Annotated in this window: 20 protein-coding genes and 1 riboswitch; of the genes, 6 read left to right on the top strand and 14 right to left on the bottom strand. The window is 49.3% G+C overall.

The window, feature by feature from the left end:
- Positions 1–209: 209 nt before the first annotated feature.
- Genes GLV97_RS15195 through arsD form a run of 4 tightly spaced genes read right to left on the bottom strand, consistent with a single transcriptional unit; the run spans position 210 to position 4,336 of the window.
- Positions 210–1,856: an FAD-dependent oxidoreductase gene (locus GLV97_RS15195; protein ID WP_160890012.1), complete on the bottom strand. Its 1,647-nt coding sequence runs from the start codon at positions 1,854–1,856 to the stop codon at positions 210–212.
- Between the two features lie 38 nt (positions 1,857–1,894).
- Entirely contained in the window at positions 1,895–2,176 is a 282-nt protein-coding gene (locus tag GLV97_RS15190; RefSeq protein WP_160835171.1) for an adhesin, read from the bottom strand.
- A 17-nt stretch (positions 2,177–2,193) separates the two neighbouring features.
- Complete coding sequence (arsA, locus tag GLV97_RS15185) at positions 2,194–3,963, bottom strand: arsenical pump-driving ATPase (RefSeq protein ID WP_160890011.1); 1,770 nt, start codon at positions 3,961–3,963, stop codon at positions 2,194–2,196.
- A 13-nt stretch (positions 3,964–3,976) separates the two neighbouring features.
- A complete protein-coding gene (arsD, locus tag GLV97_RS15180; RefSeq protein WP_160842250.1) occupies positions 3,977–4,336 on the bottom strand; it encodes an arsenite efflux transporter metallochaperone ArsD in 360 nt (119 codons plus the stop codon).
- Between the two features lie 613 nt (positions 4,337–4,949).
- On the opposite strand from arsD, the gene trxA reads away from it, so the two are divergent.
- Together trxA and GLV97_RS15170 are read left to right on the top strand one after the other, a co-directional pair.
- Positions 4,950–5,264, top strand: a complete 315-nt coding sequence (gene trxA, locus GLV97_RS15175) for a thioredoxin (RefSeq protein WP_160842251.1) — start codon at positions 4,950–4,952, stop codon at positions 5,262–5,264.
- A 43-nt stretch (positions 5,265–5,307) separates the two neighbouring features.
- Positions 5,308–6,165, top strand: coding sequence for an alpha/beta fold hydrolase (locus GLV97_RS15170; protein ID WP_237418634.1), 858 nt, complete (start codon positions 5,308–5,310; stop codon positions 6,163–6,165).
- Positions 6,166–6,383: 218 nt separating this feature from the next.
- Here GLV97_RS15170 and GLV97_RS15165 read toward each other — a convergent pair whose 3' ends face one another.
- The 3 genes from GLV97_RS15165 to GLV97_RS15155 form a co-directional block, all read right to left on the bottom strand.
- Positions 6,384–6,710 (bottom strand): four-helix bundle copper-binding protein, encoded by a 327-nt coding sequence (locus GLV97_RS15165; protein WP_160835167.1) that lies wholly within the window; start codon positions 6,708–6,710, stop codon positions 6,384–6,386.
- A gap of 100 nt (positions 6,711–6,810) precedes the next feature.
- Positions 6,811–7,182: a hypothetical protein gene (locus tag GLV97_RS15160; RefSeq protein WP_027953774.1), complete on the bottom strand. Its 372-nt coding sequence runs from the start codon at positions 7,180–7,182 to the stop codon at positions 6,811–6,813.
- Positions 7,183–7,210: 28 nt separating this feature from the next.
- Positions 7,211–8,083, bottom strand: coding sequence for a DUF1028 domain-containing protein (locus tag GLV97_RS15155; RefSeq protein ID WP_160890010.1), 873 nt, complete (start codon positions 8,081–8,083; stop codon positions 7,211–7,213).
- Between the two features lie 135 nt (positions 8,084–8,218).
- On the opposite strand from GLV97_RS15155, the gene GLV97_RS15150 reads away from it, so the two are divergent.
- Entirely contained in the window at positions 8,219–8,569 is a 351-nt protein-coding gene (locus tag GLV97_RS15150) for a general stress protein (RefSeq protein WP_160890009.1), read from the top strand.
- Positions 8,570–8,607: 38 nt separating this feature from the next.
- Here GLV97_RS15150 and GLV97_RS15145 read toward each other — a convergent pair whose 3' ends face one another.
- The 4 genes from GLV97_RS15145 to GLV97_RS15130 all read right to left on the bottom strand — a co-directional run bounded on the left by GLV97_RS15145 (position 8,608) and on the right by GLV97_RS15130 (position 12,597).
- Positions 8,608–10,053: a phospholipase D family protein gene (locus GLV97_RS15145; protein ID WP_160890008.1), complete on the bottom strand. Its 1,446-nt coding sequence runs from the start codon at positions 10,051–10,053 to the stop codon at positions 8,608–8,610.
- 101 nt (positions 10,054–10,154) lie between these two features.
- The gene (thiT, locus tag GLV97_RS15140) at positions 10,155–10,721 is read right to left on the bottom strand and encodes an energy-coupled thiamine transporter ThiT (protein ID WP_160835162.1); all 567 of its coding nucleotides are present in this window, start codon (positions 10,719–10,721) and stop codon (positions 10,155–10,157) included.
- 87 nt (positions 10,722–10,808) lie between these two features.
- Positions 10,809–10,907, bottom strand: a riboswitch (TPP riboswitch).
- 81 nt (positions 10,908–10,988) lie between these two features.
- Entirely contained in the window at positions 10,989–11,738 is a 750-nt protein-coding gene (locus GLV97_RS15135) for an alpha/beta hydrolase (RefSeq protein WP_202410657.1), read from the bottom strand.
- A complete protein-coding gene (locus GLV97_RS15130) occupies positions 11,713–12,597 on the bottom strand; it encodes an SDR family oxidoreductase (RefSeq protein WP_160890006.1) in 885 nt (294 codons plus the stop codon). The genes GLV97_RS15135 and GLV97_RS15130 overlap by 26 nt, the downstream gene beginning before the upstream one ends.
- A 199-nt stretch (positions 12,598–12,796) precedes the next feature.
- Here GLV97_RS15130 and yfkAB point away from each other — a divergent pair, with 199 nt between their 5' ends.
- A complete protein-coding gene (gene yfkAB, locus GLV97_RS15125; RefSeq protein ID WP_160842257.1) occupies positions 12,797–13,921 on the top strand; it encodes a radical SAM/CxCxxxxC motif protein YfkAB in 1,125 nt (374 codons plus the stop codon).
- A gap of 75 nt (positions 13,922–13,996) precedes the next feature.
- Positions 13,997–14,584 carry a YgjP-like metallopeptidase domain-containing protein gene (locus GLV97_RS15120; RefSeq protein ID WP_160835158.1) on the top strand — a complete coding sequence of 196 codons (588 nt, stop codon included), beginning with the start codon at positions 13,997–13,999 and terminating at the stop codon, positions 14,582–14,584.
- Positions 14,585–14,624: 40 nt separating this feature from the next.
- On the opposite strand, the gene zupT is transcribed toward GLV97_RS15120, so the two are convergent.
- Together zupT and GLV97_RS15110 are read right to left on the bottom strand one after the other, a co-directional pair.
- Positions 14,625–15,425, bottom strand: a complete 801-nt coding sequence (zupT, locus tag GLV97_RS15115; RefSeq protein ID WP_160835157.1) for a zinc transporter ZupT — start codon at positions 15,423–15,425, stop codon at positions 14,625–14,627.
- A gap of 125 nt (positions 15,426–15,550) precedes the next feature.
- Entirely contained in the window at positions 15,551–16,204 is a 654-nt protein-coding gene (locus tag GLV97_RS15110) for an SIMPL domain-containing protein (protein WP_160890005.1), read from the bottom strand.
- A 122-nt stretch (positions 16,205–16,326) separates the two neighbouring features.
- Between GLV97_RS15110 and GLV97_RS15105 the strand changes: the two genes are divergently transcribed.
- Positions 16,327–17,793, top strand: a complete 1,467-nt coding sequence (locus tag GLV97_RS15105; RefSeq protein WP_160890004.1) for a flavin monoamine oxidase family protein — start codon at positions 16,327–16,329, stop codon at positions 17,791–17,793.
- 313 nt (positions 17,794–18,106) lie between these two features.
- Here the strand turns inward: GLV97_RS15105 and GLV97_RS15100 are convergent, their stop codons facing one another.
- Positions 18,107–19,261, bottom strand: coding sequence for a S1C family serine protease (locus tag GLV97_RS15100; RefSeq protein ID WP_160890003.1), 1,155 nt, complete (start codon positions 19,259–19,261; stop codon positions 18,107–18,109).
- Position 19,262 lies beyond the last annotated feature (1 nt).

Below are 19,262 nucleotides of genomic sequence, written 5' to 3'. Positions count from 1 at the left end.
CCTCCTTTCTCCTCTGAGAGTTTTCATGAAGTGCGGTTGAGAAATCACCCTCCATCCTATACGGTCAAAAAGGAAATTGGTTTCAAATAAAACCATTTAATGGATAAAAGCACAACAAAAGGAGCAGCTGCTTGTACGCAAACAGCTGCTCCGTCTCAAACGTCATCGTAGTATAATCAACGAACCCTATAATCTCGTGAATCCTCACATTATTGATTGGATTTAGAGAAACTCTGGTAATTCTTATTTCCCCCGGAAAGGTTATAAACTTCCTCAAATCCCATGTTGATCAGCACGTTCTGGGCAGCATTTCCCGTTACACCCTTATTGCAGTAGGTCACTGTCGGGATGGCAGGATCCAGTTGTTTCGCTTCCGCGCGCAATTCAGCCAATGGAATGTTGACCGCTCCCTCCACATTGGATACTTTGTACTGCTTCGGCGCTCGTGTATCAATGACTTGAATCTTCTCTCCGTTCTTGATTCGATTCGTCAGTTCCTGCGGCGTGATGATCCGGTTCTTTTTGTCCATCGCATTCTGAAGAGCCATACCTGTATACATGACCGGATCTTTAGTGGTACTGAATGGTGGCGCATATGCTAAGTCCAAATGGAAGAGATCTTCGGCACTCGCTTTTAAGGAAATCGCCGTCACGAACACGTCGATGCGCTTATCAACGCCGTCTTCCCCGACAATCTGCACACCTAGAATCCGGCCCGTTTTACGATCGGCGATGGCTTTAATGACCATTTCCTTACCACCCAGGTATTCCGCTCTTGCCGGCTTAATATTGTGAAGAACTTCAATGTCAAAGCCTTCCATAACCGCATCTTTTTCACTTAAGCCGGTATAGCCGACAGCTAAGTCAAAGACTCTTAATATTCCTGTCCCTAAAATACCGCGGTGGGCCAGATCTCCACCGGTGATGACATCTCCGGCGATCCTGCCCATTTTATTCGCTGTCGACCCAAGCGGACGATAGAGCGGGTTTCCTGTAACGATGGAATAACTCTCCGCGACGTCTCCAACGGCATAAACATCAGAGATATTCGTCTGCATCTTTTCGTTGACCTGAACGGCCCCGGATACACCTAATTCTATACCGATCTGTTCAGCCAGCTTCGTATTCGGGCGTACACCTGTCGCTAAAATGACCATATCCGCATCGATGACGCTTCCCTTGGTTGTTTCTACGGAAGTCTCTGTAATGGCTGCCGCTTCTTCATTGAGTAATAGGTTGACCCCGTTTGCTCTCAAATGCTCTTCCACCCGGAAAGCCATATCCTTATCCAAGTGCGGCATAATTTGATTGCTGCGCTGGACAATCGTTACATCCAGTCCTCTATGCTTCAACTGCTCAGCCATCTCTAGTCCGATGAATCCTGCGCCGATAATCGTCACTTTTTCCGGACTTTCGGCCTGCATATACGAATGGATGGAAGCGGTGTTCTGGATGTTGCGGACATGGAACACATGCTCCATCTCCACTCCGTCGATTTGTGGCGTCGTTGGAGCCGCTCCTGTAGCAAAGACCAGTGTATCGTAATGATCTTCGATGATTTCATTGGTGTTCAGATTTTTCACTGTGACCACTTTTTGATCCGGATTGATCTCTACGACTTCGTGACGGGTGTGAATGTCTACGTTGTAGCGTTTCTTAAACCATTCGGAACTTCTTGGTGTAAGGGTCTCCAATTCGTCCACTTCGCCGCCTAAAAAGTAAGGAATCCCGCAGATGGAATAAGAGATATCGTAATCCGCATTGTATAATGTAATGTCTGCATTTTCGTCGTTTCTTCGTGCCTTTGCAGCGACAGAGGTACCTGCTGCAACGGACCCAATAATGATGATCTTCATTTCGGTGTCACCCTCCAGGTTTTATCTTGATGTTTTTCTCAGCAGCACTGGTCCATACCAAGCAGGACGAACTGTGCTCCTTCCGGTGTATCTTCCTGATCTAACGTTAAGCCATCCACTGTATCTTTGACATCCTGATCAATGGAAACCTTCAGGCCGTCCATGTCATTCACAACGTCGTTTTCTTCCGGTGCGTCGAGGGAAATGCCGAGTTGTGGACCACAGCACCCGTCCCCCATGGAATAAAAACGGACTCCCTCCGCTCCATTTTCTTCAATCATTCCCTGTAATGTACTCTTTGCATTTTCTGTAATTTTCATGTTTCATCACCTCATCATTAAGATTGAATGTAGACTTTCCATTGTTCATAGCCGGCATTTTTTGCTGCGCCCCATGGAATCAGCGCACTTTGAGCAGACAATTCGTTCTGGACCTTTCTAATCCATTGTTTTTCCGTGGCTGCACGGGCCTCTAAAACAGGGTCCTTCGTTCCTGCCGCATATAAACTACGGTTGATCACCCACCACTTCGGAGTAATTTCCGCCCGCTTCAAGTCTTCCTGCAGACGGCCTGCTTCAAATACGGGAGTCGCTTCCGGAAGAGTTACGACGACTACACCTGTCTCTTCCGGGTTTCGCAGTCTCGGCAGTAATTTCGTTACACTCTCTGGTATGTCACCTGTGGAGCGGCTCATTTCCTTGTGATAGGCCTCAGAAGAGTCGAGTAAAAGCAGCGTATGACCGGTAGGCGCCGTATCAATGACTACGATTTCCTCCTCAGAATCTACAACATCGGCAAAGGCACGGAAGACGGCAATCTCTTCGGTGCAGGGCGAATCCAGGTCTTCTTTCAGATAGGCGAGCTCATCTTCATTCAGCTCACCAGCGTTTGCAATGACCTCGGCTTTGTAGTTTTCCACTTCGACTTCCGGATCGATGCTGCTGATGGTGAGGTTCTCATGGACCCGGCTGTCCTTGAACATATCCGCTACATGAGCAGCAGGATCTGTCGTGGTTAAGTGGACACGGTGACCTTTTTCAGTCAATCCAACGGCAATTGCCGAAGCCACCGATGTTTTTCCGACGCCGCCTTTTCCCATCGTAAAAATGACACGCGTGTTTTTCGCTGAGAAATCGTCCACGACCTCTTTTAATGAAGGAAGCGGCTCAACATCCTCGCTTTCTTCCGTAATCTCCACTTCAGCCAACGGCGACTCACTCACAATCTGACGCATGTGCTGAATATCCGTTAAGGAATAAGGAACATAAGGTAAAGAATACGTGCGGATCTGTTGAAGGGCGTCAGGGATCTCCTTCAAGGCTTCCTGCTGCTCCGTGTAAAAGACAGACGCCACTTCATCCCCGCTATCTTGCGGCTGGAAGACACCATTGATCACCAGCATTTGATGTTCAATCCCGATCCTTCCAAGCTCAACGGATGCCCGGTCTGCTTCCAGAAGGGTGGATTCTTCCGACCTTGCCACCATGACCAATGTCGTTTTCTCCCCATTGGATAGAGTATCCATTGCTTTCTGGTACATATTCTTCTTGTCCCCGAGGCCGGACAACGGTCCCAGACAGGAAGCTCCATGCGTCGATTCCTCCAAATATCCGGACCACGCTGTCGGAAGGGTCAAAAGCCTTAACGTGTGCCCTGTGGGCGCCGTATCAAACAAGACATGATCAAAGTCCTTGAATATGCCCTCGTCTGCGAGCAGGTGGGAAAATTCATCAAAGGCGGCAATCTCAACGGTACAGGCCCCGGACAGCTGTTCCTCCATCTGGTTGACGACAGATTCGGGAAGCTTGTCCCGATACGGCCCGACGGTCTTTTCCCTGTAGGCTCTTGCTGCTTCCTCCGGGTCAATATTACTGGCATACAGATGGCTCACACTGGGAACAGCTGCAGGTTCACGAGTCAGCTCCATATTAAACACATCCTGAAGATTGGAGGCAGGATCCGTGCTCACCAGCAGAACCTTCTTCCCCTGATCCGCCAGGCTTACCGCTGTGGCGCAGGCGACGGATGTTTTTCCAACCCCTCCTTTTCCAGTGAAAAACAGGTACGGCGTTTGAACATGTGTACGTGGATGGTAGGATGTATGCATAACTACGTCTCCTTTATTTGTCCATATTGATGGAAACACGGACTTTCGGTTTCTGCGTCAATTCTTCTCCTTTGATTTCAAGCCATTCACTGAACTCTTCATTGGTCGGGTATTCTCCTACTTTGACAACCTGATCGTCCAGTAGAGTTACAGGAAGAGCATCTGCCCCTTTCTCCTGCAGTACCTCGTTCACTGCCCCATTCTCAGCAAAAGCTTCTGGTTCATTACCCAGATTGAATCTTGTAATATTCACGCCTTTTTGCTCCAATGAATAAACGGCTGAAGCCACTCGTGTCAGGTTCGGATCGACACTCGGTCCGCAGACGCCTGTGGAACAGCACATGGCCGGGTCGAAAATTTCCACCTTTTTCATATGTAAAACCTCCTTGGGAATGTTCGTAACTATTAAACCATGCATGCTGATGCCGGCTTTTTTGAACTTCCATCTTCCGTTCGGTATCACCATTTAAAGATTACAGCATCATTATATAATTAAATGCTTATATATCTCAAGGGATAATTTACAGGCTTTTGCTGGAAGAGGGCCGCTCTTCCCCCTGTTGGCAGAGTTTCATAGTAACAAACCCCACTAAAAAATTCTTCTTCTATCCTGAATCTCTGTTATGAATGAGAGAGCCTCTGGTTTTCATGAAACATTCCAGTTCATTGAATAGGTTTTATTTAAGTCCTCCCTTGTGAATATCTATGCTGGATTGAAAATCAAAACCAGTGGGGGGAGACCCTCATTGATTTTAAGTAAAATGAAAAGGCCGCCTCAGAGAATGTTCGGGATGGTCAACCATTAAGATACCACCTTTTATGAAACAGGCTCTTTCTTTATGATCACTCAAACGATTTCCTCTGAAACATCGCCGGTTATGAATCTGTCCATGCCTCATCGGTTGACGTCTGTTTCAGCATGATGTAATCTTCTAACCACTAAATATTAATTTAGTAGTTATTAAAAATGCAAGGAGGAATGGAATATGGCTATCCGAAACGCCACAGACGAAACATTTGCACAGGAGACAAGCAGCGGTCTCGTTATCGCAGACCTTGGTGCCCCATGGTGTGGTCCTTGTAAAATGATCGCTCCTGTTCTGGAAGAAATTGATGAAGAACAGGGAGATCAAATGAACATTGTAAAAGTAGATATTGATGAAAATATGGAAACTGCTCAAAAATACGGGGTAATGAGTGTTCCCACCCTCTTATTCTTCAAAGATGGAGAACTCGTCGATCAGGCTGTAGGTTTCAAGCCGAAGGAAGAAATTGTAAGCATCGCCGAAAAACATGCGTAAGGAAGATGCTCCATAATAAAATTTTATCCTGGGAGGTATAAGAATGAACCAAACGACAACTGTGAATGAAGAAACATTTAAACAAAGACAGCAATCCGTTATGTTGGAAGGTATCGTCGAAGAACCGGTTAAAGTCAATTATACGGATGTAGGCTCAGGAACGCCTGTGATGCTTTTACACGGCATCCCGACTTGGTCCTACTTATATCAGAGCGTCATTCCTGAACTGGAGGAAGACTACCGCGTCATTGCTCCAGACCTGCTCGGCTATGGACAATCCGATCAGCGTGACCAGTTCGACCGCTCCCTTCATGTGCAGGCGGATATGGTGCTCAAGCTTATGGACGAATTAGGATTGGATCAAGTGAATCTTGTCGCTCATGATATCGGTGGAGGCATTGGTTTACTTCTCGCTCTTCAAGCGCCGGAACGCATCAATAAGCTCGTTCTATCCAATTCCGTCGCTTATGATTCCTGGCCGATTCAAGATATGCTCGTGATGGGACACCCTTCCAAGAAGAACGAGTCCACGGAGGAATTTGAAGCGTTTCTATCCAAAGCGTATAAAGAAGTGTTCGCTCATCCGGAACAGCTGACCGAAACCTTCTTACAGGGCATCATGGCTCCTTACCTGCATGAGGAAGGCAAGCTGAGCCTCGTACGTAACGCCGCAGCGTTGAATACAAACGAAACGACGGCGATCACGTCGAAGCTTTCCACCATCAAGCAGCCTGTTCTTTTACTATGGGGAACGAAAGATGAGTGGCAGCCGGTGGAAACAGCAGAAAAACTCATTAAAGATCTGCCTGACAGTACACTCGTAAGGTTTGACGAGTCCGCCCACTGGGTCCCGCAGGAAGCACCGAAAGAGTTCAGTGCAGAAATCAAGAAGTTCATATAAACAATGATCTATAAAAAGGAAGAGCAGCCAGCATCACGCCACTGCTCTTCCTTTTTTACTTCTGGTAATGAAACCGGCATGTTAAGCAGCTGGTCTACATCTTTAGAGAGGGAGCTTTTCGAATATCGCATGCATTTGACCATGCAGGGATAATTTGGACGCCTGTAAATAAAAAGACCGGCTCCAGGCCGGCCTTCAATCCTTATCCGATTGAACAATTAAGCGATACTTTTACATGCCTCTGCGCATGCAAAGCACGCTTCCGCGCATGTTTGGCAATGATCGTGGTTATGTTTTTGGCATTCGTTCCCACAGGCTTCACAGATTTGCGCACAGACATTGGCGAGTTCTGCAGAAAAAGGTGAGTTTCTAACTAAGGACTGTTCAAGGTAAGCGCATATATCTGCGCATTCCCGATCCAGGCGAATACATTCAGCCATCATATTGACGTCTTCCTCCTGCAGGCATGAATCAAAACAGTGGTTGCAAGCTTCCATACAATCATGCAGGGACTGGATGACCGACTGATACTGTTCATGTGACATACAGATAAACCTCCTCATTGATTATCTTCCATTTTTTACAATAACCTGAATCGATGAGAAGCAAACATCTAAAGCCTATATTTGATCACGAAATCTTGAATCACACCACCCATAAACAAAGGATGAACAGCAGGCCGGAAACAGGCGTCATAATCAGACGTTCTTTTTTACTTCTTGATATTAAGTTCATTAGCGTGTTGATGCCCATAAAAATGATGATCACCCACATGAGAATCGTGGTGGGTAAAAAACGAAGCAGATCAGAGAATTGAAACGCATGCTGGAGAACGATGCCGGCCATAAAAATCAGCAGCAGGGCATTCAGTGCGCTTGCTGCTCTCAAATTCGCCGGCAGGACGCGGTGGGAGCCTCCCATGGCCGCTTCTCCAAGCGGAAACCCGAATGCGAGTAACACTTGAAAGACAGCCACAAGACCAAATAGAATGGCTGCTGTAATCGCTGCGATTTCCATGACGCTTCCCCCTCTTTCTCGAATCTCTTCAGATTTCCCCCGGCTGACTTTTCATGAAATCCAGCACCTTGCGATCGACTTTCCCCTGGTCCAGCTCACGCCCTTCGAAGTTTTCGGTATGCAGGTACGTCGTCCAGGATTCATAGAACACCTTGTCATCAACGTCCTTACTCTTGAGGTAACCAAGGCGGAATAAATGGCCGGCCATTTCCCTTTTTACATTTTCATCGATCAGCTGGATATTCTCTTCTTTCGTTTCACCAAAGTACAATTGATGAAGCTGGTAAATCCGCTCCAGTTCCTTGATCGGCTCAGGATGATCATCTACTCTGAGGTCTACAGCGACATCACTGAGTCCGCCGTAGCCTGCTTGATCACGAACGACAAGGACGGCCGCCGACTGCTTTCCACGGCTGTCTCCGCCCGCTTCCTGCGCGGCTTGGATCGCTTGAATGAGACGGTCAGCCAGTGGCCCCTCTGCTTTTTCAAACGTGTCTCCCATTTGGGTCACTGTTTCTTGATTTACTAATATGTTCCCTTGAGCAGTATAATGCTTCCCTGTGACTCCCCCGGCCCAGTCATAACAATCTTTTCCGGTAAACGTCGCTGCCCGGCCGGAACTGTCAATGACTCCGACTTGGCGGTCTTCTTTTTGAAGGTCAGCGTCCGTTAATTTTTTGATGACTTCCTCCGCAGACAGACCTTCCTCAAGGAGCTTCAACCCTTCCGGACCATAGGCAGGGTTGGCAAAGGCCTGGGTGGCCACCGCCCCCACACCTGCTTTCGCCCATGGTACGACGGAGCCGACGCCTAAAAATTTTGACTGGACCGCCACGCCCCATTCCCCGCGGTCGGGGTCACAGGCGGCGATTGAAAATGTAGCAATGATTGGATTGTTCATCTCTTTCCCCTCCAATATCCTTATCCTTCGACAACGCATTTGGATTTCCTTCTCTACTTATTTTCTGATTAACGATGGAAAATAACGGGTCATTTCATTGTAGAACATTCTATAAACAAAGGAGCGTTGAAAAACATGAAACCCCTTGTACGTGAATACACAAATGATGAACAGTTGAAGGATATGGTAGAGAAGCTGAAGAACGAAGGCTTGGATAACGAAGAGATTTACATCCTGTCCCATGATGATGACCGGACCGAACGGATTTCGAAGGGTGTGAATGCGAATACGATCGGTGCTTCCGAGCAGGATGCGAAAAGTGTCCTTACGAATATCTTCAGTAAAAAAGGCGATGAGCTCCGCACAAAGATGCAGGAAATTGGATTCTCCAAAGAGGAAGCGGGACAGTACGAAGAGGATCTGGATGAAGGGAAAGTTCTTTTAATCATAACCAACCCAGCGAAGGCTCAGGCTGTCCTGACATGAACAAATAAGCCCCTGCCGCAAGCGGCAGGGGCTTTCTTTTAATAAGTGGTAAACCATGTCCACTTCTGCAGGTAGTACGTCGCATAACGGATGGAGGTCAGGTTGTCCTGATAGGTTTCATACTCCGTCGTATAGTGGCCTTCTTCATTGGACCAGATACGTGTAAAGTAGTCGTTGACCTCCTGAAAGACATCCTCCTCTCCCGGACCTTGGATGACGACATCCGCTTCCAGGTTGAGGTTGGACAGGTTTCTTCTCGTATAGTTGGCGGAACCGGCGACGATGGCATCATGATCGGGCCCATCGACATACAGCATTTTCGTATGGTACTGTTCAACGTCCGTATCATACCAGCGCAGGTGGATGTTCTCATTCCCGAGATTCTTAAGCTCCGCAGCGACTGGTAGATTGGGAAGGCCGGGCTTTTCATGACCGAACGCGGTTTTGTTGGGGTCCATGATGATGCGCACTTCCGCCCCGCGGTTGGCCGCTTCATCGATCCGGGCGGTCACCTTTTTGTCGGCTAAGTAATACATCCCGATCCAGACGTCATCTCCTTCACCGGCCGCTTCCAGCTGTTCCAGCACGGCATCATAGATTTTTCCTTCCGTTACGAACTGTGTCTGGAGAGGCCCTTGCTGCTCCTCCCATTCATAGCCGCTGTAGTCGATGAATTCCCCGCCGGAATAGCGGGCCACCGCTTCTTCTGCTTCCAGAATATCTTCAATGATCGGCCCTTCCATTTTAAAAGCAACATTCTCATGATACCCGCTGGCATCGTGAGGGTTTGCTGTGGAAACAACCGCCGAATCCTCAGTTACGAGGAGCTTCCGGTGGTTCGCCTTAATATTCAACAGCTTCATGTAGGACCGCAGAGTAACATCAGGCGCTTCCTTGGCAATCGGGTTGCCGATCCACCCTTCTCCTCCGGTACCCATCCAGGAAAACATCAGACGCCACGCACTCGAGTATAACGGATTGGAATCCCTCAGCTTATCAAGATTGGTTAAGACGACGTTCACCCCGCCATCTTCCAGCCGCCGGATCGTTTCCGATTCATAGGAGCCGTAGATAGTATTGATCTGATCGGTAATAAACACGACCTCAAGGTCAGGCACCTCTTCTTTTCGTTCTAATACAGCATCCACAAGACGGCCGCTGATTTCAGGAAATTCATTTTTGCCGTTCGTGTAGCCGTTGAAAAGAAACATATCAGCGACAATAAAATCATCCGCCTCACCTATGGTGTTATAGATTTCCTCAAACACCTGCAGGTCATGAACCGTATTTCCTTCCGGATCCTCATAGGAAAGGTCCCGGAAAAACTCGATATCCTCCATCTGATGGACATCCCCCTTGTAGGAAACGCCTTCCGGGAGCGCTTTCCATGAGGTATGGTAGGCAATCATGACAGAAAGGATCAGCACGATCAAAAGCAGCAGCCAGACCCACTTTTTCCCTGCTAACCTCTTAAATTTTTTCATTACAATCCCCCCTGCTCTCTGCCTGTCTTTTCACTACCCCGGGGTGTTTCAAACATGGAAAAAAAAGCCTTCCGCCGCCGGGGCAGAAGACTTTTTTCCATTTAATGAAGCACAAGCTTTGGACGCTGCATGAACAAGAGGCTGATCACGATGGCGCTCAAAATAAACGCTGGCAGCATGTATCCGCCGTTATAAACGAGGGAATACAGCCAGACCGGCTGTCCTTCCGGTGCGAATTCACCGTAAAAGATGATCCCCGCAGCAAAGTGACCGAAGAAGCGGAGTACACTTCCGATAAAGCAGCCCGTGATGATCCAGCCGATAAGGGCTTTCGTTTCCTTGGAACGGATCGCATTCCAAAGCGGTTTGGCAACGATGCCGGCCGCACCGATCACGGCAAATGCTACGACATAATCGAGCAGCGTCTGCAGTGGAGTGATGATATAGGCACCCGTTAAAATCTGGTAGATTCCGAGCAGCAGTCCTGTCGCTACGCCGCCCTTCACACCCCAGCGGAAGGCCATAATGAAGACCGGCACCATCGCAAACGAGACGGAACCGCCCTGGGCCCACAATTTAAATGATAGAAACGGGATGATATCCAGTAGCAGTGCTAATGCGGAAAAGATCGCAATTTCAACTAAAAATAGGACTCTGCGGTTTCTCATTCCAGCATTCCTCCTTTAAAAAAAGACACAAAAAAAGCAATGCAGACAGGGACGCTTCCTGATGGAGGGATCCCAAATGCATTGCACCATCAAAAAAGCCGCCATCCCTGCGCCAGTACTAACTGACAGGTTCGAAGGGTCTGAACGAGGTCCACTCTCAGCCGTTAGGCTCCCCTTGAAGGCTTTGTACCGATTACTCTTCTTGCTATGACTCTATTATATCAAACTTCCCGGTTATGACAAAACTTATTTCCCGGGCTATAAACATTACTTCGTATTCGTGTACATCTGGAAAAATTCCAGACTCCGCTCGATGATCAAATCCTGATCATGATCAAGCGTGGCCACATGGTAGCTGTTTTCCATATGGACAAGTTCCTTATGCTCGGAGAAGACCGAATCGAAAATCACTTCCGAATTATTCGGAGGGACAACGTGGTCTTCATCGGAAACGAAAATCAAAATCGGACAGCGAATGGTGTCGAGACGTTTTTTCACATCATCCATTAATACTGTGATTTCGGTAATCGATTTGACCGGCGTTTTTTCGTAGGCCAGTTCGTCCTGCTCCGGATTTTTAATATCCGAACCGATGGCATCGAGAAAACGCTCTTCTGCAGCTGCGCTCTCCTCCATCACGGGGATGTCGATCGCTGCGTTGATCGGAACGACTCCCTGGATATCCTTGTGCTCACCAGCCATATAAAGAGCAAGGGTCCCTCCCATCGATAAGCCGACGACAAAAATCGAGCTGCATCGTTCGTGCAGCCACTGGTAGGCACTTTCGACAGACTCGATCCAATCCTTATGGGACGTCGTTTCCATATCCTCCGGTGCTGTCCCATGACCTTTCAAACGCGGACAGTATACGGTATATCCCTCGCGGGCATAGGCCTCTGCAAGCGGACGCATGCTCTGCGTGGTCCCTGTGAACCCGTGGGAAACGAGAATCCCTACTTCATTGCCTTCATATTTGATTTCCTCTGCCCCTTCAAGAATGCTGTACTCGTCCATCAGGCTTTCCTCCTTCTGTTTGTCTGGATCCTAAAATTCTCTGAAGCACGGCTTTCTCAAGCCACCGCCATGGCAGGAGACGCTTCAAAAGCACATTTGTGCGCACGCCCGCCCCGACAGGATAACGGAGCTTCTTGAGCCTGTCTTTTTCCATCAATCCTGTCATGAGATCGCCAACGGCCCCCGGCTGGGCACGGGACTCTTCGTTCAAAGCGCTCCACAGTCCTTTTATGTAGGAAGCATAAGGCGACGAAGGATTGTGTACTTCCTCTGGAAGCTTCATACCGGACGACCAGATATTCGTCTGGAAAGAGCCTGGTTCAATCAACGCGACATCAATGCCGAACGGCTGCAGTTCAAAGCGGAGACTCTCCGAAAGTCCCTCTAAGGCATGCTTGGAGGAGACGTACGCGGAGAGTCCCGGAAATCCGATCAATCCGCTGACACTGCTGACATTTAGGATCTTTCCGTACCCCTGCCGGCGCATCACGGGCAGAACGGCCTTCGTTACGGCTATCACACCAAAAACGTTCGTGTCGAACTGGCGGCGGTATTCTTCAAGCGGGACCTGCTCAAGAAACCCGCCCACGGCATAGCCGGCATTGTTCACGAGCACATCCAACCGGTCCAGTTGTTCTGCTTTTTCCTTAAAACGCTCAATGGATGCGTTATCTGTGACATCCAGCTGCCACACTTCGATCTTCTGCTTCACGTCTTCTGACAGGTCTTCGCTTCGGAAAACCGACGCTTTTTCCATATTCCTCATTGTTGCAATGACACGGAACCCTTTCTCTGCACATTTCACAGCGGTCTGCTGTCCGAATCCGCTGGAGGATCCGGTAATGATTACGGTTGGCTGCATCGATGGTGTCCTCCTTTATCTATTCGTCTACCCTTTTCCTTTCTCTGTCACACGGGGAAACTCCTTTTTCGATGTGCAAACGTTTCCTGATGCTTTTTCACGATCGCCGGGAAGGAATGGTATAGTTCGAGCTTGAATAATGTTAGAATAGGAAAGGTTAAGACCGAATCAATAAAATAGAAAGGAAGTTTCATATTCTATGAGTACCAACATGAAGCTTCAGAAGCTTACACCTGAGTTTGACCCGTGGGAAGCCTACATGGACGTGAAGGAACACGGTCATATGACGTTATCCAATATTGAATTTACGACGACGACGCTGTGCAATATGCGCTGCGAGCACTGCGCGGTCGGATATACCCTGCAGCAGAGGGACCCGGAAGCCCTGCCGATGGACCTGATCCGGAAGCGTCTGGACGAAATCCCTCACCTCAGGACCTTGAGCATAACCGGCGGCGAGCCGATGATGTCGAAAAAGTCCGTGGAAAACTATGTGCTGCCCCTGCTGAAATACGCCCATGAACGCGGAGTCCGGACACAGATCAACTCCAACCTGACGCTGCCTTATGAGCGCTATATTCCGATCATCCCCTACCTCGATGTTTTACATATTTCACATAACTGGGGAACGCTCGAAGAATTCATCCATACCGGGTTCGCCCGCATGGAGCGTAAGCCTTCCGAGGAGAACCGGAAGAAGTTTTTCGACCGGATGGTGGAGAATTCCCAGCGTCTGGCCGATGAAGGCGTGATGGTGTCCGCCGAGACGATGCTGAACCGCCGCACCTTCCCTTATTTGGAATCGATCCATGATCATGTGAAGGAAATGAAGTGTGCAAGGCACGAAATTCATCCGATGTACCCGGTGGACTTCGCAAGCGCCCTTGAAACACTGAGTCTTGAGGACATGCGCAAAGGGATCAACCGCCTGCTTGATCACCGCGATGAAGATATGTGGATGCTGTTCGGCACGCTGCCTTACTACCCGTGCAGTACGGATGATGATGACCTGGACATGCTGAAGCGCCTGTACAGTGCGGAAAACGTAACGGTGAGAAACGATCCGGACGGCCGTTCCCGCCTGAACGTCAACATTTTCAGCGGCGACATCATCGTCACCGATTTCGGGGATGAGCCCGGCCTCGGCAACATCCAGGACACTTCCCTGGAAGATGCGTATCAGCAGTGGATGCAGACCGATACGGCGAAAAGCCTGAACTGTCACTGCCCGGCAGTGGAATGCCTCGGTCCGAACGTTCTTGTGAAGAACTCGTATTACCAGGACGTCGATTTTCAGAAGCGGGAAGCAAAAATCACCCTGTGAATTTCCAAGCAGTGCTCCTCCTTTCAGGGGCACTGTTTTTTTACAACATCACTCAAACGCAAAGGAGGTCTTGATATGCCGCTCCTACAGCATAATGAGACAACGATCCAATATACCGTTCATAAACAGCCGAAGCTGCAGTTTACGAAAATTTACCTGGACGACTTGAACGGGGTCCAGGTGACAGCCCCCGAGGAAAAATCAGATGAGAAAGTCCAGGCTTTTGTTGAAAAGAAAGCCGACTGGATCATCGACAACTGGCAGAAAACCCACGCGGATCTTTACCCTGAGTCCCTCTCCATAGAAGAAGGGCAGAAAATCATCTATCTCGGCCGCGCCTACCGGGTATTGTTTGAAGAAGCAGACACAGAGGAGAGCACGTTCTCTTTTCAAAAAGGAAAATTCCAGTTCTGCTTCTCTCCTTCAACGCCAGAGAAAGAACAGATTGCCGCATTGAACGAGCACATCGAAGCGTGGCTGCGGGAAAAAGCGGCTGAAAAATTCAAGGCCCTGACAAAACAGCCCGTCACGGTGGAGGATGATGTCACCCGTCTTGGCAGCAGACAGGAAGATGCCATTGCGCTCAACTGGCGGCTCATCCACCGAAAAAAAGACGCCATCCAGACGGTCATTGAAGATATTATTGAAGGAAAGACCTATTAAAAAATCCCCCGGGCGCCCTGAGGCATCCGGGGGATTTTCATTAAATAAACAGCAGCAGGCTGAGCGCCATGACTGCCATGCCGGCGACTACGCCGTAAATGGATAAATGCGGCTCCCCGTACCTTCTGGAGGCCGGGAGCAGTTCATCAAGGGAGATAAAAACCATGATACCGGCCACACCGGCAAAAAGAATCCCGAAAATCATATCATTCAGAAAAGGCATGAGTACAAGATAGGCAAGAATGGCTCCGACCGGCTCGGATAACCCGCTTAAGAAGGACAGGTTGAACGCCTTTTTCTTATCACCCGTGGCGAAATAAATCGGCACCGACACGGCAATCCCCTCTGGAATGTTATGGATCGCAATCGCGGTGGCGATGGCAATGCCAAGGGCCGGGTCATTCAATGCCGCTGTGAAGGTGGCAATCCCTTCCGGAAAGTTGTGAATGGCGATGGCGAGCGCTGTGAACGTTCCCATCTTCAAAAGATCACGGTCCTTCTGCTTGTCCTGTGTCATATCCTCGACCTTCTTCACTTCATGAGGGTTGCCGGCTTTCGGAATCCATTTATCGATAAGGGCAATAAGCAGCATGCCTCCGAAAAAGGACACGACGGTGATCCACTGGCCCATCTCATTCCCGAGCGCACTGATAAGAGAGTCCTGGGCCTTGAAGAAAATTTCGATCATGGATACATAGATCATCACTCCGGCCGAAAACCCGAGTGACAGCGATAAAAATCGTGTGTTGGTTGTGGATGTGAAAAATGCGAGTATGCTCCCTACTCCGGTAGCCAGCCCTGCAAACAGGGTGAGACCGAACGCGAGCAGTAAGTTTTCCATGTGACCTCTCCTTACCTGCGAACATCTGTTACTGCCCATTGTAATGGATGTTTTTCCTCGGCACAACATTTTAAACCAAGACCTTTTTCTCCATATAAAAAAACACAGTCAAAAAGCCCTGTGTTTTAAGGATAGAACGGAAACCAGACATCGACACGGGCCTCGATTTCCATCAGCCCCGGCTCGATCGGCACAGCACTTTCACTGAGCGCCTGTGTTTTGGCATAAGGCTGGACAGGAGGGACATCCGGTCCTTTTTCTTCGACGATCCGGAACGGTTTACGATCGAGTTTCACGTTCATCGTATTCGCAATGGTCTGAGCGGTGGCCAGCGCCTGGCCGAGGGCTATCTGCAGAGCGTTTTGATAATAGTAATAGGACTGGCTGACCGTAAATTCTATATTCGTCACCCGGTTTGCTCCGCTTTGGACCGCTGCGTCAATGACCGCGCCCGTCTGTTCAATATCCTCTACAGTCACGGTCAGCATATGGGAAACCTGGTAACCGCGGAACTCCTGTTTCCCGTCCACATAATCGTACTGCGGGTACACGGAATAATCGGACGTCTGAATGTTCTCCTCTTCCACACCTGCTGCCATCAGCTTGCTTTTCACACGGTTGATGGTGGATGCATTTTCATTCTGAACACTGGTCAGATTCGTTCCTTCCGTCACAACTCCGAGCTGGATAACCGCTGTGTCCGGCTTCACCTTGACGCTTCCTGACCCGTGGACACGGATCTGCCGGTCGGCCCCGTCCTGTCGATAGGCTTGATACATCTGTCATCCCCCCTTCTTTAATTCATGTCGGTTTGATGATGAATATGCTCATTGGAAAATACATCCATAGAACCGTACTGTTCATCACATGGACTGAATAGCCATAAAAGGGGGTGTTTTCCATGACGAATTATCAATCGGAAGGCTTTACATATCCGGATGATTTTCTCCACATTATACACAACGGTCTTTCCTCATCCGTTCAAAAAAAACGAGTCATCATCATCGGAGCGGGAATGGCGGGGCTTACGGCCGGAAGCCTTCTAAAAGCAGCCGGCCATGAAGTGACGATTTTAGAAGCCGGCAGCCGGCTCGGCGGAAGGGTCTATACGGTGCGGTCTCCGTTTAGTAATGGCAATTACCTCGATGTAGGAGCCATGAGAATTCCGACCAACCATAAACTCGTGTATGCCTATATTGATAAATTCGGCCTGGAAACGGCTCCTTTCCAAAATACACGAACTAATGACCTGATGTTGATCAATGGAAAAAGCGTGTACTACAAGGACTACGAAAAAAACCCTGCCATTCTCGATTTCCCTGTAGACCCGGAAGAACAGGGAAAAACCGCCAAGGATCTCTTTTTGTCCGCTGTCCGGCCATTCCTGGACCTTTATAACAGCAGCAGCGATGCAGAAAAAGAGCGGCTGAGAGATCAATTTTCCGATCTTTCCATGGGAGAATATTTACGTAATAACCCGTACGGTCCCTCCCTGTCACTCAATGCCGTGAGAAAAATCAAGGTAGTTCTGGGAATTGAAGGGTTTCCGGAATTCGCTTTTCTTAACATTCTCACCGACATTACGTTCCCGATTTTTCAAGGAGATACGAAGTTCAGGGAGATTAAAGGCGGCAATGACCGGCTGCCGTGGGCCTTTTATCCGTACCTCTCCTCCTCCATCCACTTCTGTGAACGGGCAGTGGCGATCAACCATTACAAAGACGGGGTGCAGGTAGTTTCCAAAAACGAAAAAAATGGAGGCTTTTCCACCTGGTGCGGGGACTATGTCCTGACGACCATTCCATTTACGACGTTTCAATGGATCGACGTCCACCCATACGATACCATCTGTATTAAAAAATGGGCGGCTATCCATGAGATCATCAACGTTCCAGCCGTTAAAATCGGGATCGAGTTTTCCTGTAAATTCTGGGAACAGTATCCGGTGGGGAATATCATCACAGACTATCCATCCCGCTTCATTTATCAGCCGAGTCACGACGGTGGTAAACCGGGTCCCGGGATTCTGCTCGCCAGTTACACGTGGGGGCAGAACGCGCTGTTATTCAACAGCCTCAGTAAAAAACGGGCGGTGCAGGAAGTGATGAGCGATCTTGCCAGAGTGTACGGCCGGGTCGTTTATGATACGTATATGACAAGCATCGTCTACAACTGGAGCCGCGACCCTTATTCTGCCGGCTGCTTCACCCTTTTCACTCCGGGTCAGAGCCGTGACCTGGAGGATATTATCCCCCTTCCGGAAGGACGGATTCATTTTGCCGGCGAGCACACCTCCTCCTATCACGGATGGATTGAAGGAGCCATAGAGTCCGGCATCAGGGGCGCAGCGGAAATCCATAACCGATAAATAAAACCACCGCTCTTACGATGAGCGGTGGTTTCCTATGGTAGACATGTACGTTGTGTATTCCTATAATCTTTTTTCGCCAACAGGAATGTCACGCATTCTTTGAGAGCGGACGAAGGTTTGATCTTCCTGGGGAAAGCCACACGAAGGGCTTGGAGCGTTCGATGGCGACGCCTGCGGGAACAGCACGAGCCGAAGATCCACTTTGCAAGCATCCATCGATAAGCGGAACGGATCCGTATCTACCACCTGTGACACCCATAGTTTCTTAACAGATGAAAACCTCCGCCCGGGTTGAGCGGAGGTTTCGCCGTTATTCTTCCTGCTTGTCTTCGTTACTGATTTCCTCACCGGAGCCCTGCATGATTTTCACGGACTGGTTTTCCTTCTGAATCGGATAAACCACTTTATATTTCTTCATCTGGACTTCCCCGTCCACCGTTTCCTCAGCGTTGATAAAGGCGGTGACAACCACCTGGTCGTCCTTTGGATCAGCGACAAGATTGTCCACTGTCACACTAAGCGTATTGTTGTAGCCGGAACGGAACTCTTCAAATGACGTTTTCTCCTGCCAGCTTGAACTGATCAAGGAATAAGCCGTTACAAAATCGCCCTGATTGATGCTGTCGTAGAAATACTGCACCATGTAGGTCGCCTGTTCGGCGTCGGTGCCGGTAACCGGTGACTTCACCTGGTCGTTCAGCTCAGGAAATTCGGGCAGCGACTTCATCGGTGTCTCACTCCAGCGCTCCACCATCGGCATGACGTCGGCAATCGGGATACTGAAGCCGATCGTTTCCTCATCCAGCTTCGCCGAATTAATTCCGATCACTTCTCCGGTATTCCGGTCCAGCAGCGGCCCGCCGCTGTTACCCGGAGAAATCGGTGCAGAAATCTGATACATATTCTCATAATGGAACGGTTCGATATCCAGCGTCCGGTCCACGCCGCTGATTTCACCGCGGGTCACTGTGTTCTGCAGACCGAGCGGGCTCCCAAGTGCAAGCACTTCATCCAAAAGCTCAGCATAGCCCTCTGTCCGGATCGGAAGCGCATCGCGCCCCTTCAATCCAGGTACACGGACAACCGCGACATCTGTATCGCGGCTGACCCCGATCACATCGCCGGGCATGGTTTTACTGTCCGTCGTAATGACGGAGACTTCCTCGGTATTGGCCACAACGTGGGCATTCGTAATCACATCGCCCTTGTCATTGTATAAAAATCCGGAGCCGATCGTGCCGTCCGGCAGTTCAATCTGGACGACAAGTTTTTGAGATTCATAGATAATGTCCTGTGTTTCCTTTGGTACTTCTGCGTTTTTCTTATCTTCCTCAGGAGGCTGATTGAGTACAGCCGACACGGCCAGTTGTTCCGGCACGGTGTCCAGGATATAGAAAACGCCCGCCGTTCCGCCCCCAACGATGAGCAGGGAGACGATCAGGCTGATCATCCAGGAGCGTTTCATT

This window comes from Halobacillus litoralis, from assembly GCF_009856355.1.
Taxonomy (GTDB): Bacteria; Bacillota; Bacilli; order Bacillales; family Halobacillaceae; genus Halobacillus; species Halobacillus litoralis_B.
The sequence above is the reverse complement of the archived record's forward strand: the minus strand, read 5'-3'. Positions and strand labels throughout refer to the sequence as shown.